21 protein-coding genes are annotated in these 26220 nt (G+C 42.4%); 14 read left to right on the top strand and 7 right to left on the bottom strand.

Going from position 1 to position 26220, the window contains the following annotated elements; translation table 11 throughout:
* Window positions 1-290: 290 nt before the first annotated feature.
* The 13 genes from MJ612_RS05620 to MJ612_RS05560 all read left to right on the top strand — a co-directional run bounded on the left by MJ612_RS05620 (window position 291) and on the right by MJ612_RS05560 (window position 14023).
* Window positions 291-725, top strand: a complete 435-nt coding sequence (locus MJ612_RS05620) for a helix-turn-helix domain-containing protein (RefSeq protein ID WP_187030269.1) — start codon at window positions 291-293, stop codon at window positions 723-725.
* A gap of 164 nt (window positions 726-889) precedes the next feature.
* Window positions 890-1597 carry a Crp/Fnr family transcriptional regulator gene (locus MJ612_RS05615; protein WP_187030268.1) on the top strand — a complete coding sequence of 236 codons (708 nt, stop codon included), beginning with the start codon at window positions 890-892 and terminating at the stop codon, window positions 1595-1597.
* Between the two features lie 364 nt (window positions 1598-1961).
* Window positions 1962-4367 (top strand): heavy metal translocating P-type ATPase, encoded by a 2406-nt coding sequence (locus MJ612_RS05610; protein WP_187030266.1) that lies wholly within the window; start codon window positions 1962-1964, stop codon window positions 4365-4367.
* Between the two features lie 65 nt (window positions 4368-4432).
* Window positions 4433-4606: a cbb3-type cytochrome oxidase assembly protein CcoS gene (ccoS, locus tag MJ612_RS05605; RefSeq protein ID WP_187030263.1), complete on the top strand. Its 174-nt coding sequence runs from the start codon at window positions 4433-4435 to the stop codon at window positions 4604-4606.
* Window positions 4607-4860: 254 nt separating this feature from the next.
* Window positions 4861-7053: a cytochrome-c oxidase, cbb3-type subunit I gene (ccoN, locus tag MJ612_RS05600; protein ID WP_222619607.1), complete on the top strand. Its 2193-nt coding sequence runs from the start codon at window positions 4861-4863 to the stop codon at window positions 7051-7053.
* 88 nt (window positions 7054-7141) lie between these two features.
* Window positions 7142-7336: a hypothetical protein gene (locus MJ612_RS05595; RefSeq protein WP_187030261.1), complete on the top strand. Its 195-nt coding sequence runs from the start codon at window positions 7142-7144 to the stop codon at window positions 7334-7336.
* Between the two features lie 17 nt (window positions 7337-7353).
* Window positions 7354-8544, top strand: a complete 1191-nt coding sequence (locus MJ612_RS05590; RefSeq protein WP_250419066.1) for a c-type cytochrome — start codon at window positions 7354-7356, stop codon at window positions 8542-8544.
* A gap of 316 nt (window positions 8545-8860) precedes the next feature.
* Entirely contained in the window at window positions 8861-10264 is a 1404-nt protein-coding gene (ccoG, locus tag MJ612_RS05585; protein WP_187030257.1) for a cytochrome c oxidase accessory protein CcoG, read from the top strand.
* An 89-nt stretch (window positions 10265-10353) separates the two neighbouring features.
* Window positions 10354-10824, top strand: coding sequence for a FixH family protein (locus tag MJ612_RS05580; RefSeq protein ID WP_187030254.1), 471 nt, complete (start codon window positions 10354-10356; stop codon window positions 10822-10824).
* A gap of 2 nt (window positions 10825-10826) precedes the next feature.
* On the top strand, window positions 10827-11558 hold the full coding sequence (locus tag MJ612_RS05575) for a sulfite exporter TauE/SafE family protein (RefSeq protein WP_187030252.1): 732 nt from the start codon (window positions 10827-10829) through the stop codon (window positions 11556-11558).
* A gap of 151 nt (window positions 11559-11709) precedes the next feature.
* Window positions 11710-12621, top strand: a complete 912-nt coding sequence (locus MJ612_RS05570; protein ID WP_187030250.1) for a universal stress protein — start codon at window positions 11710-11712, stop codon at window positions 12619-12621.
* A 62-nt stretch (window positions 12622-12683) separates the two neighbouring features.
* The gene (locus MJ612_RS05565) at window positions 12684-13049 is read left to right on the top strand and encodes a cyclic nucleotide-binding domain-containing protein (protein ID WP_187030248.1); all 366 of its coding nucleotides are present in this window, start codon (window positions 12684-12686) and stop codon (window positions 13047-13049) included.
* 161 nt (window positions 13050-13210) lie between these two features.
* Window positions 13211-14023 carry an ion transporter gene (locus tag MJ612_RS05560; protein ID WP_222619606.1) on the top strand — a complete coding sequence of 271 codons (813 nt, stop codon included), beginning with the start codon at window positions 13211-13213 and terminating at the stop codon, window positions 14021-14023.
* A 24-nt stretch (window positions 14024-14047) separates the two neighbouring features.
* Here the strand turns inward: MJ612_RS05560 and MJ612_RS05555 are convergent, their stop codons facing one another.
* From MJ612_RS05555 to MJ612_RS05535, 5 genes are all read right to left on the bottom strand, one after another.
* Complete coding sequence (locus MJ612_RS05555; protein WP_187030244.1) at window positions 14048-18334, bottom strand: PAS domain-containing hybrid sensor histidine kinase/response regulator; 4287 nt, start codon at window positions 18332-18334, stop codon at window positions 14048-14050.
* A 264-nt stretch (window positions 18335-18598) separates the two neighbouring features.
* Window positions 18599-19957, bottom strand: coding sequence for a sigma-54-dependent transcriptional regulator (locus tag MJ612_RS05550; RefSeq protein WP_187030242.1), 1359 nt, complete (start codon window positions 19955-19957; stop codon window positions 18599-18601).
* A gap of 224 nt (window positions 19958-20181) precedes the next feature.
* The gene (locus tag MJ612_RS05545; RefSeq protein WP_250419065.1) at window positions 20182-20430 is read right to left on the bottom strand and encodes a DUF1206 domain-containing protein; all 249 of its coding nucleotides are present in this window, start codon (window positions 20428-20430) and stop codon (window positions 20182-20184) included.
* Window positions 20431-20570: 140 nt separating this feature from the next.
* A complete protein-coding gene (locus MJ612_RS05540) occupies window positions 20571-21014 on the bottom strand; it encodes a DUF1206 domain-containing protein (RefSeq protein ID WP_250419064.1) in 444 nt (147 codons plus the stop codon).
* Window positions 21015-21069: 55 nt separating this feature from the next.
* Window positions 21070-22359, bottom strand: coding sequence for an acetyl-CoA hydrolase/transferase family protein (locus MJ612_RS05535; protein WP_187030240.1), 1290 nt, complete (start codon window positions 22357-22359; stop codon window positions 21070-21072).
* A 200-nt stretch (window positions 22360-22559) separates the two neighbouring features.
* Between MJ612_RS05535 and MJ612_RS05530 the strand changes: the two genes are divergently transcribed.
* Entirely contained in the window at window positions 22560-23156 is a 597-nt protein-coding gene (locus MJ612_RS05530; RefSeq protein ID WP_187030238.1) for a DUF4136 domain-containing protein, read from the top strand.
* Between the two features lie 36 nt (window positions 23157-23192).
* Here the strand turns inward: MJ612_RS05530 and MJ612_RS05525 are convergent, their stop codons facing one another.
* Together MJ612_RS05525 and MJ612_RS05520 are read right to left on the bottom strand one after the other, a co-directional pair.
* Complete coding sequence (locus tag MJ612_RS05525) at window positions 23193-25187, bottom strand: cation:proton antiporter domain-containing protein (RefSeq protein WP_187030236.1); 1995 nt, start codon at window positions 25185-25187, stop codon at window positions 23193-23195.
* Between the two features lie 98 nt (window positions 25188-25285).
* A complete protein-coding gene (locus MJ612_RS05520; RefSeq protein WP_250419063.1) occupies window positions 25286-25960 on the bottom strand; it encodes an HD domain-containing protein in 675 nt (224 codons plus the stop codon).
* Window positions 25961-26220 lie beyond the last annotated feature (260 nt).

The raw sequence follows: 26220 nt of genomic DNA, 5'->3' as shown, positions 1-26220 counted from the left end.
TTAAAATATCAGTCACAACGGGTTATGTTTTCTTACATCACTTGTCTATATCTTATAAATACTGTCTAATACAATTATTCAATAGGGACTTAAGTAATTAACATTTGTATATACATTTGTAAATTGATTCTTAAATAAACAATTGAAGTTTGATAAATTATTGTAAATTAATCTGTTGTACTGTATCTGTTAGAGCTTTATTGAGCCTCATTTTGTAGTTTAACAGATAGTGATAGTTGCATGGTATATAGAAGTCTTATACATTTGTTTGTGAAGTTTTAGCTCTTTATATGATAGATAGAATACAGCACTTAATGGAATACTATAAGCTAACCAACTCTCAGTTTGCTGATAGTATAGAAGTGCCAAGAGCCATCCTTAGTCATATTATGAGCGGGCGTAACAAGCCTAGTCTTGATGTGATTATCAAAGTGATAGGCAAATATAGGCAGATCAACCTGAACTGGCTGCTCTTAGGCGAAGGAGAAATGCTAAAAGAAATAGTAAAAGCAGATGTACAACCTGAAGCAAAAATAGCAGACCAAACTCACACTTTAAGTCCGCTGTTTGAACCAGCTGATAAGGAAACAGAGCCTGTTAAAATACAAAATCCGAAACTGCCTGTTTTCCCGGATTTAACAAGTCTTAATTCAAATAAGCAAGTGAAGCAGATTGTGTTCTTCTATACAGATAATTCCTTTTCCGTTTTCAACCCGGAAGTATAAATAATAAAGAGACTTTATTGGATATTGGTTATTTGTTTTGCTATAGGTGCTTGATTTATAGTTGCTTACTATAGTGTTTCAGGAACAATTGAATTAGAAAGGCTGTTGCTGTCATTAGGAAATATGGTGCTAATGCTTACATTTACGGCACTATTTGAAATTGTATGATAAGATTCACAGCGCCAGACTGTCGTAATTGCGTTTCCCGGAAGAACTCCCTTCTTGGTTGCTGTAAGGGCAATGAGTTGGAAGATGTTAGTGCTGCCAAGTCTTGCTTTACCTTTAAAAAAGGCCAGGTAATCTTTCATGAAGGTACTCGCCCTGCCGGCTTGCATTGTATCAATTCCGGTAAGGTTAAGGTTACCAAAATGGGTAGCGATGGAAAAGAGCAGATTATACGGCTGGCAAAACCCGGAGATGTAGTAGGATACAGGGCATTAATGGCTGACTCGAACTATTCTGCGTCGGCGGTAGCGCTTGATGATGCTGTAGTTTGCTTTATACCTAAATCGCAGTTCATGGACCTTATTGCAACAAATGTTGATTTTTCCAGCGGGTTGATGAAGCTTTTTTCGAGAGCACTGGGCGAAGCCGAAGAACGCATGGTGCAGATGGCGTACAAGCCTGTACGTGAGCGCTTGGCAGAAGCCCTTTTGTTGTTACAGAAGACCTACCAGCAGCAGGAAGGCGATAATAAATTTACGATTTCTATTTCCAGGGAAGACCTAGCTTCTATAGTTGGTACAGCCAAGGAAACAACTATACGGTTACTATCGGAATTCAAAGATGAAAACATCATCACAACAAAAGGCAGCAGCATTACCATACTAGCCCCGGACAAACTATTTAAGATCTGCCATCTTTACGATTAAGGAAAGGCATTGAAGTATAAAAAACAAAAGGCAGGCTCATTGTAGCCTGCCTTTTCTGTTTCAGTATGTCTTACCATACTTTGTTCACCTATACTAAACTTAAAAACAAAACACCTTTTTTCTCTGGTTGGCCTTCAAGTATAAATCTATACCTGTACGGCCTGTTATCTGCTTACAAAATTTCCCGGGCTTATACTTGTCTGAAACTCTTCCTGAGGCTTCCTTCCAGCAGCTTTAACAATACAAATGTCTTTAGCTTTATAGTACTAATCAGTGATATCAATCACCACTTAAAATGACACTCGTCATCATTTAGGGAAGGGCGGCATTTTACCTTTGTAAAAGACCATAATTAGAAATTGAGATGGAAGCCGCACTCCAAACCAATGTCCATACATGCTACCATTGCGGGGACTCCTGCGTGGATGAATTAATTATAGCCGACGATAAAGCTTTTTGCTGCTCCGGCTGCAAGACCGTTTACGAACTTTTAGAGGAAAATAATCTCTGCAACTATTATAACCTGGAGGAAAACCCGGGCATAACAGGCAAAAAACCAGTTTCAGAAGCACGTTTTGCTTACCTCGACGATGCCGGTGTAGAAGCCCAACTGATCAGTTTTAAAGACGATAATATCTGCAAGATCACGTTTTATGCCCCACAGATGCACTGCAGCTCCTGTATCTGGTTGTTGGAAAATCTGTTCAAGCTAAATCCGGGCATTTCTGAATCTACTGTAAATTTCCTGCGCAAAGAAGTATCGCTGACCTATTTTCATCAGAAGACAAACCTGCGTGAGGTGGTTACCTTGTTAGCCCGGATCGGCTACGAGCCTGAAATTACGCTGGCTGACACTGACGGAAAAAAAACTTCCAAGCCAAACCGTGCGATCATTTACAAACTAGGTATTGCGGGTTTTTGCTTTGGTAATGTCATGCTGCTGGCTTTCCCGGATTACCTGGCTATAACAGGCGGTTTGCAGCGCACTTTTGGTTCTTTCTTCGGATACCTGAGCTTTCTGCTGGCAATTCCGGTTTTTGTATACAGCGCGCGTGGGTTCTTTACTTCGGCTTTAGAAGGTATAAAGCAGCGCATGGTCAACATCGATTTGCCAATTGCTACAGGTTTGCTTGCATTGTTCTTGGTTAGTATCTACCAGGTTACAACCGGCACTGGCCCGGGCTACTTCGATTCGTTTACCGGGCTGGTTTTCTTTATGCTGATCGGTAAATACTTCCAGCAGAAAACCTACGACACCCTTTCCTTCGACAGAGATTATACTTCCTATTTCCCGGTATCGGTAACAGTGCTGAAAGAGAATAGCGAGGAAGAAGCTGTAGCTGTTCGTAACCTGAAAGTTGGGGATCGCATCCGTATCCGTAACCAGGAGCTCATACCAGCCGATGCTATACTATTGCGTGGTCAGGCTATGATAGACTATAGTTTCGTGAGTGGGGAATCTGAACCGGTAGAGAAGGTGATGGGCGAAGTGATCTATGCCGGTGGCCGCCAGGTTGGTGAAAGTATAGAACTGGAAGTGGTAAAAGAAGTATCGCAGGGTTACCTGACCCAGCTCTGGAACGACAGTGTTTTCTCGAAGAACGAAGAGCAGAGTGTAGGCACCTATGCCAACGTTGCAGGTAAATGGTTCATTATAGTTACACTAATAGTTGCTGCAGGTGCGCTTATTTACTGGGTGCCCCGCGACATGGATATGGCCATGAAAGCCTTCATATCGGTACTGATCATCGCCTGCCCATGTGCACTTTCTCTGGCTACACCATTTGTGCATGGCCATACCTTAAGGATATTTGGGAAGAACAAGTTTTACCTTAAAAATACGGCTGTAGTAGAAACGCTGGCCAAAATAGATACCGTTGTTTTCGATAAGACCGGTACACTTACGGAGCCAAGCGCTGCTGAACTTACCTATAAGGGAAAAGCACTGACAGCAGCGCAGGAGCAAAGTATAAAATCTGTTTTAAGCCACTCTACGCACCCACTTAGCCAGCGCATTTTCCTGAGCCTGAAAGGTGAAACGACAGAGATACTCAACTTTCAGGAGTTTACCGGGAAAGGATTGATTGGAGAAGTAAACGGAAGTATAGTTCGGGTCGGATCTGCCTCATATATAGGAGTTAATGTGGATGCTGTTAAAGATACACTTAAGACAACAGTTTATGTATCCATTAATGGAGTTATACTTGGCTACTATACTTTCTATAACGTGTACCGCCAGGGCTTGAAAGATATTCTGAAAGAGCTGAATGATAAAAAACTGGCAGTACTTTCAGGGGACAACAACCACGAAGAAGCTAGGCTGAAAGAACTATTGGGTACTTCTGCTGAACTTAATTTTAACCAAAGCCCGGTTCAGAAACTGGAATATATACAACAGCTTAAAAACCAGCACCATCAGGTAATGATGGTGGGTGACGGCCTGAACGATGCCGGTGCCCTGCGCCAAAGTGATGCTGGGATAGCCCTTACAAACAGTATTACCAACTTTTCACCATCCTGCGATGCCATTTTGGATGCTACTGCTTTCAATAAACTGAGCAAATTTCTGAAGTTCTCTAAAACGACCATGAGAATCATTCTGGCTACGTTCGCTGTGTCGCTGGTTTATAACGTGATCGGGCTGACACTTGCCGTACAGGGGCTTTTCTCGCCAATTGTGTCGGCTATACTTATGCCGATAAGCTCACTCAGCGTGATCGTGTTCGCAACTATATCTGTGAATATCGCCGCCAAACGAGCGGGATTGTAATGACTAATGTATAATGAGTTTTCTCCTTAACTCATACTTCGCTAACTCTTTAATTCTTTACTAAAATGTATATCATCTTTTTAATGATAGCTATAAGCGTGACAGTAGCAGCTGCATTCCTGGGAGCTTTCCTGTGGGCAGTTCGCTCGGGGCAGTATGATGACGACTACACACCAGCCGTTCGCATGTTATTCGATAATGAGATCCCTGCAAAGAATAGGAAGAAACCGAAAGAATAAAGAGCTGCTTAGCAATGCCCCTAAAATAGGTTTAGCGTTAACCAAGGCAGTAAATTATAGCTGAGAACTATAGTTCTGTACACTCTTTAACTCCTAAACTCATACCTCTCTAACTCCCTTGGCTGATATCAATCACCAATAGGAATGATATTAATCATCTTTTCCCGAGGCGCTCTTGCGGAAATTTGTAGCCATAGTTAAAGACTAGAATTCAAAACAAATACAACACTTAAACAAAACGGAGGACACCGCACATGTCAACTAATGTAGCTGAAGTCTTAAAAAATGCACCTGACAAGGTAGTACCAAAAGGTACGGACCGGGGTGTGACCGACACGTTCTTTTATGACAATAAGATCGTTCGGGATTTTGGTATAGCCACCGTGTTCTGGGGCATTGCCGGTATGCTGATAGGGGTGATCATCGCCTTCCAGCTGGCAAACCCAGACATGAACATGGGAACACAGTATACCACCTTTGGTCGTGTAAGGCCTTTGCACACAAACGCGGTTATTTTTGCTTTTGTGGGTAACGCCATCTTTATGGGGGTTTATTACTCGCTGCAGCGTCTTTGCAAGACCCGTATGTATTCTGACCTGCTCAGTAAAATTAACTTCTGGGGCTGGCAGCTTATCATCGTTTCTGCCGTTATCACGCTTCCGCTGGGTATGACAACCTCAAAAGAGTATGCCGAGTTGGAGTGGCCAATTGATATTGCCATTACGCTGATCTGGGTGGTATTTGGCTGGAACATGTTTGGTACACTTGCCAAGCGCCGTGAAAAGCACATGTATGTTGCCATCTGGTTCTATATCGCTACTTTCCTGACAGTTGCGGTGCTGCACATCGTAAACTCTTATGAGATGCCGGTTAACCTGTTCAAGAGCTACTCTGGTTATGCAGGGGTGCAGGATGCGCTGGTACAGTGGTGGTATGGCCACAATGCGGTTGCGTTCTTCTTAACAACGCCATTCCTAGGCCTGATGTACTACTTCCTGCCTAAAGCTGCTAACCGTCCGGTTTACTCTTATAGATTATCTATCATCCACTTCTGGTCGCTGATCTTCATTTATATCTGGGCTGGTCCGCACCACTTACTTTATACTTCATTACCAGACTGGGCACAGTCACTGGGTGTGGTTTTCTCTGTGATGCTGCTTGCACCAAGCTGGGGTGGTATGATCAACGGTTTGCTTACACTGCGTGGCGCCTGGGATAAAGTTCGCGAAGAGCCTATCCTGAAGTTTATGGTTGTTGCTATCACTGCATATGGTATGGCAACGTTCGAAGGCCCGATGCTTTCTCTGAAAAACGTAAACGCTATAGCTCACTTTACTGACTGGATAGTAGCTCACGTGCACGTGGGCGCTCTTGGCTGGAACGGCTTCCTTACTTTTGCGATGCTTTACTGGTTATTTCCTCGCATCTATAAAACACAACTATACTCTAAGAAGCTTGCCAATGCGCACTTCTGGTTAGGTACGCTGGGTATACTTTTCTATGCCATACCAATGTACTGGGCAGGCTTTACACAAGGCTTAATGTGGAAACAGTTCACAGCAGAAGGTACACTACAGTATTCTAACTTCCTGGAGACAGTGCTTCAGATCGTGCCGATGTACTACATGCGTGGTATAGGTGGTGTGCTATACCTGAGTGGCGTGTTCCTGATGGTTTACAACCTGGTTAAAACAGTTAAGTCTGGCTCGCTGGAGGCTAATGAAAGAACTGAAGCACCGGTAATTGTACCAACTGTATCAAACAATGCGGGCCACTGGCACTCTTGGATCGAGAAGCGTCCAACACAAATGGCGATCTGGGCAACAGTAGCTATACTTATCGGTGGTCTGGTTGAGTTTATACCTGCTTTTGTGATTAAGTCTAACGTGCCAACTATAGCTAGTGTTAAACCATATACTTCGCTGGAGCTGCAAGGTCGTGACTTATACATAAAAGAAGGTTGCGTTAACTGCCACACACAAATGGTTCGTCCATTCAGGTCAGAAACTGAACGCTACGGAGAGTACTCTAAAGCAGGTGAGTTTGTGTATGATCACAACTTCCTGTGGGGCTCTAAGCGTACCGGTCCGGATCTGCACAGAGTGGGAGGCAAGTATCCTAATTCATGGCACTACCACCACATGATGGACCCAACTTCTATGTCGCCAGGCTCTATTATGCCATCTTACCCATGGTTGTTTGAGCAGGATATAGACCAGAGCACAACAGAAGATAAATTGCGCGTGCTGAAACAACTGGGCGTTCCTTACGAGGATGAATACATCGCTAACTCTAACGACGAGCTGATGAAGCAGGCGAAAGGTATCACAGCTGACCTTGCAAAAGAAGGCATCGAAGTGAAACCTGAGAAGGAAATTGTAGCATTGATTGCTTACCTGCAACGCCTGGGTACAGATATCAAGGTAAAAGAAGAAGTAACAGAATAGATTTTAGACGCTGGATTTTAGGCAATAGGCTTCAAAATCTGCTGTAGAAAATCTGGCATCTAAGTACTAACATCTAAAGTCTAAAATTATGTACAAGAATGTTTTGCAAGCCATAGACGGCATCGAAATATACCCGCTTATCTCGTTCAGTATCTTTTTTGTGTTCTTTCTGGGCCTTATAGTATACGTTGCCCTGATGGACAAAAAGTATGCGCACACGATGAGCGCTATCGCATGCGACGAAGAAACTGAAGACACCACTTTTGATAGCGTAAGACAATGAACTCTTTAACAAAAATAATGGCTAAAAGCAGCCTAGGCCTGGTGGCTGGTCTGCTTTTGTTGGGCACACCGGCTGTGCAGGCACAGGATGCCGTAGCAGGTAAAGCCATTTTTGATGGCAATTGTACTGCCTGCCACAGTATAGATACTGATGTCGTAGGACCGGCTTTAAAAGACGCACACAAACGTCGTGGCGAGGAGTGGCTGGTTAAGTTTATCAAAAACTCACAGGAACTGGTGCAGGCAGGTGACAAAGATGCGGTAGCGCTGTTCGAGAAGTTCAACAAGGTGCCGATGCCTGCTTTTGGTACGTCGTTGTCAGATGATGATATCAAAAATGTAATTGCCTTTATTCAGCAGGAAAGTGAGAAGCCAGCTGAAGTAGTAGCTGAAGCGCCTGCAACACCAACTACTGACCCGAAAGCTGCAGAAGCAGCTGCCGCAGAAAAGGATGTTGCCTTCATGGATCTTCCTCCAGTGCTACTATTCACGTTTGGTCTGGCTACTGTAATTATCCTGCTAACTATACTGGTATTGGTGATGATGTTCCGGTTGTTTATACCAATGCTGGGCGATTCTATCCATGATGAAGATTTTAGAAGCTCTTTAGCGGGTAGAGTATTGTTCCTGATGCGTGGTGATGCAACACTGGTAACTGGTAAGGCTAAAAACGAGATCCACTCGCACCATGACTTTGATGGCATACAGGAATATGACAACGACCTGCCACCTTGGTGGAAAATGATGTTCTATGTAAGTATAGTTTTCGCAGTTGGTTATATGCTTCACTACCATGTGTTTAAGATAGGCTCGCTGCAGACAGAAGAATACGAGATGGAGATGGAGCAGGCTGCTTTACTAGCCGCTGCCACACCAGACGACCCGAATGCGGTTACTGACTATAAGCCACTTACAGATGCTACAGCACTAGAGTCTGGTAAGAAGTTATTCAGTACAAACTGTGCTGCCTGCCATGGCCCTGAAGGACAGGGTACTGTTGGCCCGAATTTAACTGATGAATACTGGCTGCACGGTGGAGATGTGAACGAGATCTTTAAGACCGTGAAGTATGGCGTACCGGCCAAAGGTATGGTGCCTTGGCAGGGCAAGCTTACCAAAGACCAGATCCTGGAAGTATCCAGTTACATCCTGAGCCTGAAAGGCTCTAACCCGGCTAATGCGAAAGAGCCACAGGGCGAGAAAGAGTAAAGTATAGTTTTGAAAACGAGAATGTTAAGGTTGCAGGTGCTTATACTTAGGTGCCTGCAACTTTTATTTTATATCTGCACCAACTATAGCTGTTCAGTCGGGCAGCTGTTGTAACTATAACTGACCACAATCACCTCATTCTATGACGTAAGTCATCTTTTATAACTGCCATAATGGGGAATTTTGTAACACTAGATTTTGGGAACATAGTGATGAATTGAGGGTGGTTCGCTCCAATAGTATTCACTCATTCAAAATTCAGTCATTCATAATTATAAATCAGGCAGGACTAATATCCGCACAAATTACCACTGCCATGGCAACAAAAATAAAACCAACCGATGAGTTTCGGGACCACATCTCCACAGTAGATGACCAGGGTAAGCGCGTTTGGGTTTACCCCCGTAAGCCAAAAGGTAAACTATACAACTACCGCAAATATGTTAGCTATTTATTGCTGGCGCTTTTATTTGCAGGACCTTTCATAAAGGTCAACGGCTTGCCGCTGCTCATGCTTAACATCGTAGAGCGCAAGTTTGTCATTTTCGGGGTGCTGTTCTGGCCCCAGGACTTTTTTATACTTGTAGTAGCTTTCCTAACTCTGGTCGTATTCATCATTCTTTTCACGGTCGTATACGGACGCATCTTTTGTGGCTGGGTATGCCCCCAGACCATTTTCCTGGAGATGGTCTTCCGTAGAATAGAGTATGCCATTGAAGGAGATTATACCAAACAGAAGGCGCTTGACAAGATGCCCTGGAATACGGAGAAGATACTTAAAAAAGGGTCTAAAACCGCTGTTTTCCTTCTTATCTCTTTCATTATCTCAAATCTGTTTCTGGCTTATGTTATAGGTATAGACGAACTGCAGAAAGTCATTACGGAAGGTCCTTTCAACCACATGATCGGTTTCGGGTCTCTACTGGGTTTTACAGGTGTTTTCTACTGGGTATTTGCTTCGTTCCGGGAGCAGGTTTGTACTATAGTTTGTCCGTACGGGCGCCTGCAAGGCGTAATGCAGGATAAGAAAACGGTAGTAGTAGCCTATGATTATGGCCGGGGCGAACCACGAGGCAAGCTGCGCAAGAACCAGGAACGTACCGAAGGCGATTGTATTGATTGTAACCAGTGCGTGCAGGTTTGCCCGACAGGTATAGATATCAGAAATGGCGCGCAGCAGCTGGAGTGTATCAACTGTACCGCTTGCATAGATGCCTGCAACGACATTATGCGCATGATCGATAAGCCGGAAGGTTTGATCCGTTATGAATCGGAAGAAGCAATTGAAAAGGGTACGAAGTGGACATTCTTCACAAACCGGGTAATGGGCTATACTGCTGTGCTGGTTATACTTTTAACAGCACTTACTACACTACTGCTAACCCGTGACGAAGCCGAAGCAACTATACTACGCACGCCTGGTCAGTTGTATCAGAAAACAGAGCAGGGGCACATCAAGAACCTGTATAACATCTCTGTTATAAATAAGACCAACCATGACATGCCGCTTACTTTAAAGCTGATAGGTAAAGATGGTTCTATAAAAGTGGTGGGTAATGAGCTGGTGCTTCCGGCTCAGGGAATTGTGGAAGGAGTATTCTTTACAGAGCTAGCGAAAGAAGAATTAACAGGCATGAACTCCGAAATAGAAATAGGAGTGTACCACGGCAATGAGTTGATCACAACCACAGAAACAAAATTCCTGGGTCCAGCCAGCTAATTCGTCGAAGAGGAATAAGGACTTCTCCAGTAACTATAGTTAAGGTACTCAGGTAGAAGTGACAAAAGAAGTACAAAAGAGAAATTAAAATGAAAGCTTCAGATATAAACAAAAGTTTCACGCTTTGGCCATATATGATTGTGGGCGCAATGGTTTGTTTTATGGGCTATATCGCCATGTTCGTGTATAAAGCAATGAACCAGGATGTAGATCTTGTTAGCAAAAACTATTACGAGCAGGAGATTCAGTACCAGGATCAGATTGAAAAAGTAAAACGCACGCAGGCATTGGGAGATGTGATGCTTAGCTATAATGCAGAGGCAAAATCTATACTTCTGCAGTTGCCTGCTACTTACAAAGACAAAAGCCTGACAGGTACCATTACACTCTTCAGGCCATCAAATGATGAAATGGACGAGCAGCTACCATTGCAGCTAGGGCGGGACCAAAGCCAGTTACTTGAAACAGGTAATCTGGAGAGTGGCCTGTGGAAAGTACGCGTTGACTTTAGTGATGGCGAAGAGACTTATTATACTGAGAAAACCATACAAATAAAGTAGCCATGATCTGGGCAGGTTTTATTTTCGGATTAGTTGGTAGTTTCCATTGTGTCGGGATGTGCGGCCCTATAGCAATGGCGCTACCCTTTGTCGGGAGCACCGGCTGGCGATACTATGCCGGCCGGCTCCTGTACAATAGCGGCAGGATTGTAACTTATGCATCGCTTGGTGCACTGGCCGGAGCCTTTGGTGAGTCACTCCAGATGGCAGGTTTGCAACAGACAGTTTCTATAGTATCCGGTGTGCTTATACTTCTACTATTAGTTTTGCCAGCTGCTATTAAAGGTAAGTCATCCAGTGTGTTAGGAACTGATAAACTGATGATGTGGGTGCGCCAGAAGTTGGGATATTATTTCCAGAAGAACTCACTGGGTTCACTGTTTATGGTTGGCCTCCTGAACGGATTACTGCCTTGCGGATTTGTATACATTGCACTTGCTGGTGCTATTAGTGCGCCGGGCGTTGGAGGAGCCATGCTATATATGGCACTGTTTGGTTTAGGTACATTCCCGCTGATATTCCTTGTATCGCTTTCCGGTAAACTGATCAGCCTTAAAGTGCGGGGTATGTTTAACAGAGCCGTACCTTACATAGGCATGACGCTGGCTATACTTTTTATAGTTCGCGGACTTGGTTTAGGTATACCTTACTTAAGCCCGAAAGTAGTTGAAACGACTGCACATAAAACGGAGATGAGTTGCTGCACTAAGCCAGTTGTTGCAAAGGCCGAATAAGGTAAAAGCTGTAAGTATAACGCTTACAGCTTTTTTATTACCCATCTGTTGGTTTGTCATAAACTGACTTAAGTCATTTTTACCGGTGACCTTGCTCACTGCATATACTTGGTTCCTGCAGTATTTTTACAGTAAACAAAACACGGAAACTATGGCAATAAATCAGGTAAAACGCATACTGGTACCAGTTAATTTTGATCAGGTAAGCGAGAAGCTCTTAAAATATGCCGGGCAGCTTGCAAAAGCTTTTGGCGCGGAACTGCTTCTGGTTCATACTACACAAGTGCCAGAGCTTACATTTACACAACAAAGCAGGCTGATCCAAACCCTTCGCTCATTTGGGGAACGCGTTTTACTACGCCAGCATGAGGCTGGAACCGGTTTCACTCGTTTTGAATGCCTGGTTCGCCCTGATACGTTGCGTAAAAGTATAAAAGCTATTGTTCAGGATTACTTTGTGGACCTGGTGCTGATGGAAGCAAGCCCGGCACCTACAGATGAACAACTAAGAGCAAATCATGCATCTGCCGTAATAGAAGTGCTCGAATGTCCTGTCATAACTATTCCGTTGAATGTTCCTTTTCAGAAATTAAAGCATCTTGTTTTTGCAACTGACTTTACAGACCACGATGTGCAGGTGCTGAGAAGAATCGCAGATTTTGCTAACCAGGCAGGTGCCGGACTTACGTTAGTGCAGGTTTATAGTTCCGCAGAGCGATCTCACAGAAGCCGTATTAAGGCTGCCATGCGTGAAGTGCAGGAACTACTTTCTGCTTATACTTTATCCTACAAATTACTTGAAGAAGAAGATATGCTGGAAGGCATAAGTGATTTTGCCGGTCACGAAGAAGCTGATATGCTTATACTTGCTACACAGGATAATTACCTGATGGAGCGCTTATTCAGTAATGCTTATGTTAAAACAATGGCGTATCATACGCAGATACCTTTGGTTACATTCAGGCAGTTAAAAACAAAGCCTTGTTCAGGTTGCTGCGCTAATTGCAAAAATAAGCAGGATAACCAGCAGGATATGCAAAAAGAGCTTATACTTTTAAAGTAAACTGTTCTTGCATCAGTGCAGGCCATGCAGCTAATTATTTGAAAACTTAGAGTTACCTGAGTATGATTTTCAGGAAAATGATAGAGGAGGGGCAGGTAAAGGGTAATTTAAAAACCATTGCTCCGGATACTTGCCTGATTGCTTCGGGTAATCCTAACCTGGCTCTTTATTATCTTGTTAAGGGTAGTGCAAGCGTAATACCCTCGGGTGGTGAGCCATGTGTAGTGCAGGCAGGTGCACTAATCGGGCTCCCTGACCTAATGCATAAAACCTATAGCCAGACAGTTATTGCTATCGAGCAGCTTGAAGTTTTATGTATTTCAAAAGAAGAACTGCAACAAATGCTTCAAGTAAATGCTCCATTAAGATTATACCTGATACAGCAATTAAGTAAACAAACTATGTTAACTTCAGCATCATACGAATAACCTGATTTATGTAAAAACAGAAAAGCCACTTATTACGAGTGGCTTTTCTGTTTTTACACGAATACAACACTATAAACTTTATACAGAAATGTATTCCTATTTTAAAAACAGTATAGCATCTGATGGCATGTAACGTATAATCCCGTATGCCTCCAGAATCTATGACTTTAAAGCAAAAGCTATACACAGTTGTGTTTGAGTCTGAAACACCAGCCGGAAAAACATTTGATATACTTCTGCTTATCCTTATTCTGGTAAGTGTCACCACCGTATCCCTGGAAACCGTTACCTATCTCAGGAAGCTATACCTACCATATTTTCAAAGGCTGGAGTGGGCATTTACCATACTGTTTACACTTGAGTACCTGCTCCGTATTTACAGTTCACCGAAGCCATTTAAGTATATTTTCTCCTTTTTCGGGCTGGTAGATCTCATCTCGATCATACCTACTTATCTAAGCTTATTTATAGTTGGTGCCCAGTATTTTCTAGTGGTAAGAGTGTTAAGGCTACTTAGGTTAGCGCGTATATTTAAGCTTACACATTTTATAAATGAAGGCCAGGTTCTGACGCGTGCACTGCGGGCAAGTTTTACCAAAATAGCCGTCTTTATAGGAACAGTTTTATTACTGGTAGTAATTATTGGCTCTATGATGTACGTGATAGAAGGAGCTGCAAGCGGCTTTACAAGTATACCAAAGAGTATCTACTGGGCAATTGTAACACTAACTACTGTAGGTTACGGAGATATTGCTCCGGCAACTCCGCTGGGGCAAATACTGGCTAGTTGTGTTATGATTTTAGGATATGGCATAATAGCTGTACCGACTGGTATAGTTACAGTAGAGTTATCGAGAACAGAAAAGAGTATGATCAATACTAATCTTTGCCCGAACTGCCATACAGAAGGGCACTTGCCAGACGCAAGGTATTGCTATAATTGTGGCTATCTGTTAAATGGAACACGAAAATAAAATAGCTACTTAAGTTAAAGTAAACTATTTTATTTCCTGTGCTATTTGGTTTATAACCAGTTGAATATGATTGTTTATAAACTCTACTTGGTCGTATACTTCCTTCAGATTAGTACCTTGTTTTGCGTTTAACTCGATCTGCCTTACTACTGGTCTTAGCTGCTCTATTCGGAGCGTATCTATAGTTGATTTTAATTTATGGGCTGTGGCACTAACCTGTTGGTAATTATTTGTTTCTGCCGCATCCAGCATTGCCGTTACAGTTTGTGGTGCCGTCTGCATAAATAGCTCAATGGTTCGGTTGATAAATGCCTGGTTACCGCGCGCCATTTTAGTGACCATTTCCAGGTCATAAAGTTTCTGACCTGAATGTATAGCTTCTTTCTCTGCTGGTGAGTTAGCTGCTACATTTATTTTATGGGGTAGAAGCGAGGCAATTTTAGTATACAGTAATTCTTCTTCAAAAGGCTTGGAGATATAATCATTCATTCCGGCGTTCAGGTATTTTTCGGCATCGCCTTTCAACGCATTAGCTGTAAGAGCAATGATTGGTACATTTGCCTTTGCCTTATCTGAATTGGAACGGATTTTTTGGGTTGCATCAAGTCCGCTTAACTCTGGCATCTGTATATCCATCAAAATGATGTCGTATGAATTTGCCTCTGCCAGTTCAACTGCTTCCCGACCATTATGGGCAACATCTACCTTAAATTTCCAATCTTCCAGGATAGACTGTGCCAGGAAAATGTTCACTTCATTGTCTTCAGCTATAAGTACATGTAAGCGGCTTAAGCTGTTATAGTTAATTTCTGTTTTAGTTAAACCGGTTTGCTCCGTTAGCTCCGATTTAGGATAAGTAATTGTAAACTTGAAAACACTTCCCTGGCCTTCATTGCTCTCAACCCAGATACGGCCGCTCTGCATCTCTATCAAGTTTTTACAAATGCTCAGACCAAGCCCACTGCCACCGTACTTACGCGTTGTGCTGGAATAAGCCTGCGTAAAACCTTCAAAAATGATCTGCTGCTTTGCTTCCGGTATCCCTATACCTGTATCCTGCACAGCAAACTCTAAGCTTATATCTGAATCTGACTCCTGTAGTACCTGGCAGGTTAGTTTTACACAACCTTCGTCGGTAAATTTAATGGCATTGTTAAGTAAATTAAGCAGAACCTGGTTTAGCCGGTAAGGGTCGCCTAGTAACATTGGCTGCGATAGCTCAAGCTGGTCTAACGTATAGCTGATCTCTTTTTCTTCGGCCTTATAATTCAGGGTCTGGAAAGAATTACGGATGGTATCGGACAGGTTAAACGGAATCTGTTCTAACTCCATTTTACCAGCTTCTATTTTAGCTATGTCCAATATATCATTTATTACAACCAACAGGTTGTCTGCTGATTGTTTAATAATCTTTAGGTAGTTTGACTGAACATCATCAAGTTTGGTTTTTTGTAGCAGACCTGCCATCCCCAGAATACCGTTCATTGGGGTACGTATTTCATGGCTCATGTTGGCCAGGAAATTTTCTTTAACCCTGGCTGTTTCCTCTGCTGCTTCCTTGGCGTTTTTAAGCTCCTGCTCAGTAAGCATACGGTCAGTTATGTCCTGGGCTATACCTATAATATAAGGAGCCATACCTGGTTCTTCTACCTTATAGTTCTGGTAATAGAGGTAACGTTCCTGATTTTCTTTGTTCAGGATACATAATACGCCATCTACAATGTTAGATTCCTGGAACCGCGCCACATAATCTCCAAAATTATCCCGGTGAGCTTCCGGGAAAAAGCAGTTAAGGGGCTTACCCACCATCTCATCTTCTGAATAACCCAGCATGTTTATCAGGTAAGGGTTAACAGATAATACAATGCCGTCCAAGTCGTGCGTGCAGATGTAGGCTTGGCTATAGTTGATCAGGTCTCTGTATTTCTTCTCACTGGTCTTAAGCGCTTCAGCATTTTTACGGCGCAATGTAATATCACGGGCTGATGACTGTATTTTTACTACATTACCTTCACTGTCAAGTATAGGTTTCAGGTTTGTTTCTACCCAGAAGTTGGTTCCGTTTTTGCGTGCAAGCCTGTGCTCAACAGTTATGTTGCGTTTATACTTTAATACCTCATCAAAGGCTTTGTACAGTTGCTTCAGGTCGGCGTGATAAATAAGATGCTTGGGTACATTTCCGATCACTTCAGAAACAGTATAACCTAGCATCTCTTCAACTCCTTTAGAGATATAAATGTAACGGCCATCCAATTCATGTAAACTGATAACATCTTTAGAGTTTTCGGAAAGCAGCCGGTGAAGTTCTTCGCTTTTTTCTAACTGTTTGCTGGCCAGATGCTGTGCTGTAATGTCCGTTGAAATGCCCAACACATGAACCTGGCCATCTGATGTTACCAATGGTCGCTTAATGGTTTTGAACCAAAACAATTGACCATCCGGCTTCGTAAATCGTTCTTCCGTTACAAATTCACGGTTTTCCAGAATTACCCGTTTATCATTTTGAATGAACAGGTCTCTGTCTTCAGGATTAACATACAGATGATCACCCTGTTCCACCATCAAGCGGTCTAAAGGTATTTCAAAAAGATCAGCAACTGCTTTATTAGCAAGTATAAACCGGCCTTCCCCATCTTTTACATAAATAAGGCTTGGGCTGGAGTCCATCACTAACCTGATGAAGTCATTTTGTTCTTTTGCTGCCTGTGCGGCTTTGCGTTCTTCGGTAGTGTCACGGATAATTGCCAGCACCTCCTGATCACTATACTTTATGATCCTGCCTTCATAATGATGCAGACCATCCTCCAGGGTCAGTTCATAATCTGTGCGTTCGGGAATTCCGGTTTCAATTACCTTATGTATTAAGGCAAGTATAGGTTTATACACCTGCTCAGGTAGCATGCTTTTTATGTGTGCACCTATTACTTCTGATTTTGGTACAAGTAAATGTTCCTGCTCCACATTTTTCATGTCCAGGTATATCCCATCCTTGTTAATGATAAACATAAGATCGGGAATAGCAGCCAGAATGGCTCTGTTCTTGGCTTCGCTGAGCGTAATCTCTTCCTGTGCGCGTCTCAGGTCTGTAATGTTCAGACCATATCCAATGATCATCTGTAAGTCGCCTTGCTGATCAACAACCGGGCTTAACTTTCGAAGGTAATAGCCTTTTTCGCCTTCTTTATTAATGATTACTTCTTCAAACTCAGTATGTTTTTTACTGGTTCGGGTAAGATCCAGGTACTGACTCCTGTTTTTGATGCGGTCCAGGGGTACATTTCTGTAGCTGCAGTATTCTTCGTTTGTTTTACCAATGATCCATGTACGAAGCGCAGGGTCAGAAACTGCAGTAGGATTAACGTATTTGTATCTCAGCTCAGCATCATATACCGCTATATCTGATGCTATATTATCAAAGATAGATTCGTAGAATTCTTTCTGTTCTTTCAGCTCGATGCTGTTTCTTCGGAGGGTAGTAACATCTTCAGCTGAGCCAATTACCTGCTGTACCTGCCCGTTCTCTTTTCGCTTAAACACGCTTTCTCGGCAGAGCAGGTTTTTATGTTCGCCGGTTTTGCTTTTTACCAGGTATTCTATCTCATGCACCTCACCATCCAGGGCACTGAACATCCCGTAAGTATGGCTGTACATTTTAGGCAGCTGATCAGGCAGTAACAGTGATCCAAAAACATGGCCTTCCATGTCAGCTATATCCTGATCAGTATAACCTAATACTGAATGCAGGTGCTCGTTAACATAAATGCTGTGGTCCTGCTCCAGATCATAGATGTAAATGATGTTGGGTATGGTATGGGCTATATTACGGACGAAGTTCTGGCTTTCTTCGAGTGCTAGTTCGGCCTTCCGGCGTTCCGTAATATTATTCATGTAGATATTTACATAGCCTTTGTCTGGGAGTGAAACCAGGAATAATAAGTAATAGCTACCCAGCAGATTTGTTTCAAGAGTGATCGGTTTAGCGGCCTTTTGCGCTTTAAAGACTTTTGCTTGAAAAAAACGCTTTAAACTTTGTAAGCGTTTTGCTGAAAGTAAATTTAATAACTGCTGTCCGACAGTATTTACATAAAGTATATTGCCAGATGTATTAACCCTGAAGATAGGGTCCGGGTATTCTTCCTGAAACTCTGACTGTACTTGCGGGTGGTTTTCAAAACCGGGGAAATTTAACTTTTGCTGTAATTCAAATAGCTCATTTGCCTTTTGTTTGGCTAACTCTTCTGCCGCTACACGTGCTCTGCGCTCTTCTGCCAATTGTTGCTGCAGTGCTGCTACATCTAGTGAAACTCCCATTAATGTCAAAATTTAATGCAAGTTACAGCTTTTTGATATTAATATTTTCTATTTCTATACTTTAAGGTGAAGTTGTTGAAGGAGGAATTATTTTTATTGTTAAAGTATAATTGCAGCTATGAGTAACTACTGATTATAAGCCGGATAATGTATTTTGCAGTGAATTAAAAAGAAATTCGAACAAACTGCTTGTACTGACTGAGGGGGTGGTGGCTATATAAGATTCGTGCTATTTATGCACTAGGATTGATAAGTCTTTGAAACTTACTTTACTTTAAGTTCATTGCTTTGTATCATACGGTAGATGGTTGATTTTCCAATGTCTAGTTTATCTGCAACCAGCAAAACGTTAGAGTCATACTTGTCCAGGAAGTATTGGATGATTTTAGTAGTATAAGTCTTTAACGATTGTTCTTTAGCTAGAAAGTCTTTTTCATGGCTTGTCGCCGTAAAGTTGATATCCTGCTCCTGTATCACATCTTCATCAGCAAGCACCATGGCCAGCTCTACTAAGGCACGTAATTCGCGCACGTTACCCGGGAAAGAATAGGAGAGCAGCTTTGCCTGTGCCCCGGTGGAGAGACTTTTTCGAGGTAAACTGTTCTCTTTTGCAAAACCATCCATAAAATATCTGGCAAGAACCAGAATATCGCTGCCACGCTCGCGAAGTGGTGGTAACTGGATAGGTAGGCCAAGTAAACGATAATATAAGTCTTCCCTGAAAGTACCTTTTTTAACTTCTTCTGCCAGGTTTTTATGAGTAGCAACTATAATCCGGACATCAATAGGAACCACCGCATTTCCTCCGACTCTTGTTATTTCTTTTTCCTGGAGTACGCGCAGAAGTTTGGCTTGCAGGCTTATGTCTAATTCGCCAATCTCATCCAGGAAAATAGTGCCTTTGTTGGCTTCTTCAAACTTACCGATCCTGCGGGCAGTAGCACCTGTAAATGCCCCTTTTTCATGGCCAAATAGTTCACTCTCTATAAGTTCTTTAGGAATTGCAGCCACGTTTACAGCTACATAAGGTTGTTTTTTGCGTGTGCTGTTGTAATGTATAGCTTTGGCAACCAATTCTTTACCAGTGCCTGTTTCGCCGTTTATAGATACAGTGATGTTTGTTTTGGTAGCTTTATCCATCAGCGAGAATACTCTTTTAATGGCCTCGCTATTACCAATGATCACTTTGCTGAAGTCATACTTCTGGCCTATCTCTTCGCGCAGGTAATTTATTTCTTTGCGTAAAGAGATGTTTTCCCGGACTTTGTTTATGGTATTCCAAAGACGTTCGGGAGTTTCTTCGTCTTTTACAATGTAATCGTAAGCACCCTGTTTAAGTAAAGACACTGCTGTTGCCACATCTTCCTGTCCTGAAATGATGATGACCTGAATATCAGGGTTGCGCTCTTTTATAAGCTTCAGTACCTCGCCACCATTTTTATCAGGAAGAGAATAGTCTACGGTAACAACATCAGGTTTCTCATGCAGACCTTCAAATAAGTCTTTCGCAGAATGAAACTTCTTGATCTCATAGTCAGGGTTTAGAGAAAGATGATACTCCAGCAATTCGCTGTACCACACATCATCATCCAGAATGAAGATTTTAAAAGGGGTATTCTTCATGTATTATTCACGCACAGAAACACTTTGTATTCAAATATACTACAACAATTTTTTCATTAAAATTTATCTGATGCTCATTGGTACCCAAAGCGTACTATTCCAGATCAGATTAAAGGTTATTTAAAACTATAGTTGATATTATTATGTGCTTAAACCGAAGTATAAACTACTGCCTTAGGCTGCTTATTGTAAACCCGGGACTAGTTTATACTTCAGTTTATAGTTTAGCTGACGTTGATTACCTGGTGTCGGGCCCTCATGAACATAAAGATGCCGTAACATATAAGACCAACGGCAACAGCACCTAATAAAAATGATCCATAAGAAGAGTTCTCCAAGAATGAGAAAGCGCTGCCGCTGCCACCAGCTTGGCTGGGGTTAGACTGCATGGCTGCTTTTAAAAATAGATAGCCTATAATGATCCAGACTATACCCCGGGCTACATAGCCTATTTTCCCAGCCTTAATCATCATGCTTTCTACTTCATGTTTCAGGCCTGCACCCTGTACATTCTTTTTATACTTCTCTGATAGCCCCAGGTAGATCTGGTAAAAGCCAGCAATAGCAGTACCTACGGCAACTAAACCTACCAGCCACTGCCCGAAAGGCTGCTCTAAAAGCTCACGAAAAGCGTTTGACGTGAATCGCCGCCTGAGCCACCACCATTGCCAAGAACAAGTTGTGCAGCGTAAAAAGCCAGTGCCCCATAAATTAAACCGCTAAATGCATACCGGATGCGCTTGCCTATACCTTTGGCCGAGTCGCCTTTATGTTCCGTATCCCGAAATGCCTGGATAAAACGCCAGATAGTATAACACAAAAGACCCAGTGCAATTATAGCCAGAAGTATTCGACCAAAAGATTGTTCCAGCACAAACTGGAAAACACCCGTTTTATCAGAAGACTGTGCAGATTTTCCGCCCAGTTCGAAAGCTGCCATAAAAGCAAGTATACCAACCAGGCAGTAGACAACTCCTTTTGCGGTTAGCCCGAACCTGGCCATACGCTGCACCCACGCTGGAGGTGGAGACGGTATGTGTTGAGATATATCGACCATATATAGTGTTTAAGTTATACCTATACACGTATATCTCAACTATATGTTTTAGATGTTACAGGTTTTTAAAACGTTTAGCTGCTTCTTCTGTAAGCCTTTCGCGATGACTTGGGTGCGCAATCTCGATGAGTGCTTTTGCTCGTTGTCGCAGGTTCTTGCCATACAAGTAAGCTACGCCATATTCGGTAACTACATAATGTACATGTGCCCGGGTAGTAACCACACCACCACCCGGATTAAGAAATGGCGTAATGCGCGATACACCTTTATGTGTTACCGAAGGAAGTGCGATTATAGGCTTGCCTCCCTTAGATAAAGCAGCTCCACGGATAAAGTCCATCTGGCCACCAACTCCTGAAAACTGGTACGTACCGATTGAATCTGAAACTACCTGTCCGGTAAGGTCAATCTCAATAGCGCTGTTAATGGCTGTGACTTTGTTATTCGTTTTAATTACCGATACATCATTTGCAAAATCGGTGCTGCACATGGTTATAAGTGGGTTGTCATCTACATAATCATAGAGGGCACGGTTACCGGCAATAAAAGCAGTGGCAATGCGGCCGCGTAATACTTTTTTATGCTCATTTGTTATCACACCACTTTCAATAAGCGGGAGTATACCATTAGAAAACATCTCTGTATGAATACCCAAGCCTTTATGGTTGGTAAGACTTTTAAGTACTGCATCAGGTATAGCTCCGATCCCCATTTGTAAGGTAGCTTTATCTTCTACCATTTCTGCAACATAGCGGCCGATTGCCTCTTCTGTTTCAGTAATTCGTTGGCTATAGTCTACTTCCGGTAAAGGCTCGTTTACTTCGACTAAAGCATCAAAACGACGGATGTGGATCAAGGCATCGCCATGGGTGCGAGGCATCTGGGGATTTACCTGGGCAATAACGTGCTTAGCGCTTTTAACGGCTTCGCGGGCGATATCAACAGAAACTCCTAATGAACAGAATCCATGCCTGTCGGGTGGCGAAACATGAACGATGGCGACATCAAGCGGCATAATTCCTAGCCTGAAAAGCTGAGGGATCTCACTTAAAAAGATTGGCACGTAATCGCCACGGCCACTGTTTACAGCATCGCGCACGTTAGCCGAAACAAACAACGAGTTTATATAAAAAGAATCTGCGTAGCGTTCTTCAGCGCAGGGCATATCCCCGAATGTACTTATACTTACCAGTTCTACATTACGCAGTTCGTCTGCCCGTTCTGCCAGCTTCCGGATCATGTATTGTGGTGTTGCGGCACTTCCATGTAAAAAGACCCTGTCGCCAGATTTGATAACTGATAAGGCTTCTTCAGCGGAAGTATACGTAGGAGTAGTGTTTGCCATGGTTCTATTGTTTATCCAAACTATACTTTATAGTTATGGTAGTTGTTATGTTTTTATGATGCCGGCAAGCTACTTCCGATGCTAATTTTTTAAAATGATAATCATCACCTATCAGAGGAGTTTACTAAATTGGCTGCATAAACAGCAGGTATAAACTTTTAGTAGCACAATCTGCGTACTAGTTCCTTATACTTTATACTATGAAAAAGCACACGTTACTCTTCTTCCTATACTTTCCAACTCTTTGTTTTATCGCTTTTAGCTGCGTTACGAGCAACGTAGCATCCAGACCCAATGCGGTGGCTGCTACCGGTGCTAATACGGCAAAGCTTCGAACTTATGCATGGCTTCAGGACCAGCCAGTTGCGCCAGTTGCTTATGATAAAGACTATAATGCTACCCTAAATCAGCATCTAAGAAAAGCAATAGAGGAGGAGCTACAGCAAAAAGGTTTTACAAAAGCTACTTCCGGTAAACCTGATGTGCTGCTGGCTTATGATGTGAGTGTATCAGTGCCTGTTGAGAAGGATAATCCTGCTAATTTTTCAGATGGTTTTGGTTATAGTTATGCTTACATGTCGGGGTACAGGTATAGCTATGGACACGCAACATTACCTGGCTATCGTGCAGTAGACCTTTACCGAAGTGGCACGTTAATAATTGATTTTGTAAATCCGGCAACAAATGAGCTGATGTGGCGTGGCTGGTCTGAAGGCGCTATTTCAAATTTCAAAGCAAATTACGGTACAGTGCACGGTGAAGTAGAAAAAGTGCTGGAAACTCTAACGAAACGGTAAGTATAAACAAACTTATCAGCGTGCAGTAAGAAGTCACTACTCTGCTTTCAGGAAATTTCCGAAGCGGAAGACATCGTCTGGTTTACCTACTACATATACTATATCACCCTGTTTTAGTATTGTTTTGGCATTGATATCAAGTATAGTGTTGCCTTCGCGTTTAATTGCTACTATAGTGATGCCAAACCGTAGGCGCAGGTTGATCTCACTTAAAGGAAGATTTATAATAGAAGCATCGTTGGTAAATACGCGTAAACTTGCCACTTCTATATCAGGGAGATCTGCGCTTAAGTTTGAGATTACACCCCCGGAACCTTGCATGCTCCGCAGCATATCGTAATTATCAGACCTGATCTGCTGGGTAAACCGCTCTATTTCATCGCGTGGCATCAGATACTTTGAGAGCACCCGGGTAAATATCTCGATAGATGTTTCGAACTCTTCAGGTATAACTTCGTCGGCACCAACCATAAAGTTTTCTTTCATCTCTTCTACAAATCTGGTCCTGACTATTATATGTACTTTATCACTTATTTGTCGGATGGCTGCGATAATACGTTTGGTGGCATCCGGATCTGAAATGGCAATAACGACCACGCGTGCTTTGTGTACATTTACATGGGAGAGTATCATGGCGTGTACAGCATCTCCGAAAAGTATAGGCTCACCATGTTGACGCTCCTTTTTTACGGTTACTGCATTCATTTCAATTATAGTATAGGGTATGTGTGCATAGCGGGCAGCTTTAGCCACATTTCTGCCATTTATACCAAATCCAATGATAACAATGTGGTCATCTAGCTCCGGCAAATCATCATTGGTTTGCTGGTTTAGTGTTTCGAAAGGGATGGCTTCATGTTTACCTACTAATTTTAAGCTGACAAAAGAAGCAATGCGCTGTGCATATTGAAAGACAAAAGGAGTAAGCGCCATTGTAAGCAGTGACACCGAAAGAAAATACTGGTAGGTAGTAGGGGTGAGCAAACCATAAGTAATGCCAGCCTTGGAAAGTATAAATGCAAACTCACCAACCTGGAACAATGAAATGCCTGTAAGTATAGCTGTACGGAGTGGATATTGAAGTATACGTGCCGCAAAAGTTGCAACAAGTGCCTTTATCAGGAAGGTGAAAAATGTAAAAACTACTATAAGTGGTAAATGCCGTAACAAAAAGTTAAAATCTAAAAGCATCCCGATAGAGACGAAGAAGAAACTGGTAAAAATCTCGCGAAAGGGGAGGATATTGCTTGTAGCCTGGTAGCTATACTCCGACTCTGAAATAATTAAGCCAGCCATAAAAGCCCCTAGCGCCAGCGATAGCCCCAGACTAGAAGTTAGCCAAGCTACAATAAAACAAATAGCAATGATAGAGAGTATGAAGAGCTCTTTACTTTTGGTTTGCGCAACCATATATAGCAACCGAGGCACAAAATACCTGGCGCTAATAAGTACTACAGCTATTACAAGTAAGCCTTTTAAAAGCATCAGCAGCAACTGAAACCCGACATCATCAACTTTACCTGTCAGCAGCGGGGCAAGCAGCATCATGGGTACTACCACAATATCCTGAAAGATAAGTATACCCAAAGCCACCTTACCATGCGGACTGTATATCTCACCCTTATCCTGCAGTAGTTTTAAAACAATGGCTGTGCTGCTAAGTGCTATCAGAAAACCTACAAATACAGATTCACCGAAAGTATCATTAACCATTCGCATTATGGCCGCTATCAAAACAATAGAGCCGAAAACCTGCATAGCCCCACCCACAAGTATTGTGCGTTTGATTAACGCCAGCCTTCGCAACGAAAACTCAATGCCAATTATAAAAAGCAAAAGTATAACACCAATTTCGGCCAGCATCTCAATGTTATGGATGTCGTTTATCAGGCTGAACCCATAGGGACCGGCAATAACACCTGTAATCAAAAAACCAAGTATAGTTGGTAGTTTAAGCCGCTGAAAAAGGAGGATCACAACTACAGCTAACCCAAGAATGATCACTACATCTTCTAAAATTGGTAAATCCATAGAGTAGTACGAATTTGGGCTTCTGATTTAATTTATATGCTTAGGTACGTAATTGCAAGATTAAAAGCGTATTATAAATAAGCGTTTAAAGTATTGATTTAGAGTTTTCCTTCCCACTCAGCATAAAATTGTTCCAGGTAAACTTCCATAAATTTATGACGCTGTTCGGCCAGAGCTCTGGCTGTTTTAGTGTGCATACGGTCTTTTAGCAGCAAAAGCTTTTCATAGAAATGGTTTATTGTGGGAGCTGTGCTGCTTTTGTAAGCTTCGAAAGAATTATGTAGTTCCGGAGAAATATGAGGGTTATATATTTCACGGTTCTTATGTCCGCCATAGGCAAAAGTGCGGGCTATACCTATTGCCCCAATCGCGTCGAGTCGGTCAGCATCCTGAACTATGCAGCCTTCCAGACTGCTCATATCTGAAGTTGTACCGGCTCCTTTAAAAGATAACTCTTTGATAATAGCTACTATGGTAGCAATAATGTTGTCTTCTACTTTAAGTTGTGTAAGCCATTCAGTAGCCATGCGAGGACCTATCGTTTCGTCTCCATTATGAAATTTATGGTCGCCGATATCATGTAGCAACGCTGCCAATTCCACTATAAATAAGTCTGCTTTTTCGGTGGCAGCTATTGTCTTAGCGTTATTCCATACCCGAAGTATGTGCCACCAATCGTGCCCGGAACCTTCTCCGGATAAAAGCGCCTGTACATGGGTAGCAGTTTGATCTATGATTTCCTGTTGTGTCAGCATTGTTTTATAGTTGCTCAAAACTGCTTATTTAAAGTTTAATCTACAAGTCTGCTAACTGCAGTAACTGAACAAACCCTGAATTCTAAAACATTTTGGTGTTTTATGAAATATGCTGTAGACTTGAAACATGTTTTCGATAATGTATATTCCAACACTGGTAAAAATAGTAGCACATAAATTTATACTTGAGCAAAGGCGAAAGTTTAATGTTAAGTCTTTCTTTATAATATGTGTTTTCTTGACAAGTATAATAACACAAGTTGAAGCGCAGATTTTAA

The organism is Pontibacter deserti, assembly GCF_023630255.1.
In the GTDB taxonomy this organism is placed as follows: domain Bacteria; phylum Bacteroidota; class Bacteroidia; order Cytophagales; family Hymenobacteraceae; genus Pontibacter; species Pontibacter deserti.
Note: the sequence above shows the minus strand (reverse complement) of the source record. Positions and strands in the feature narration are given on the sequence as shown.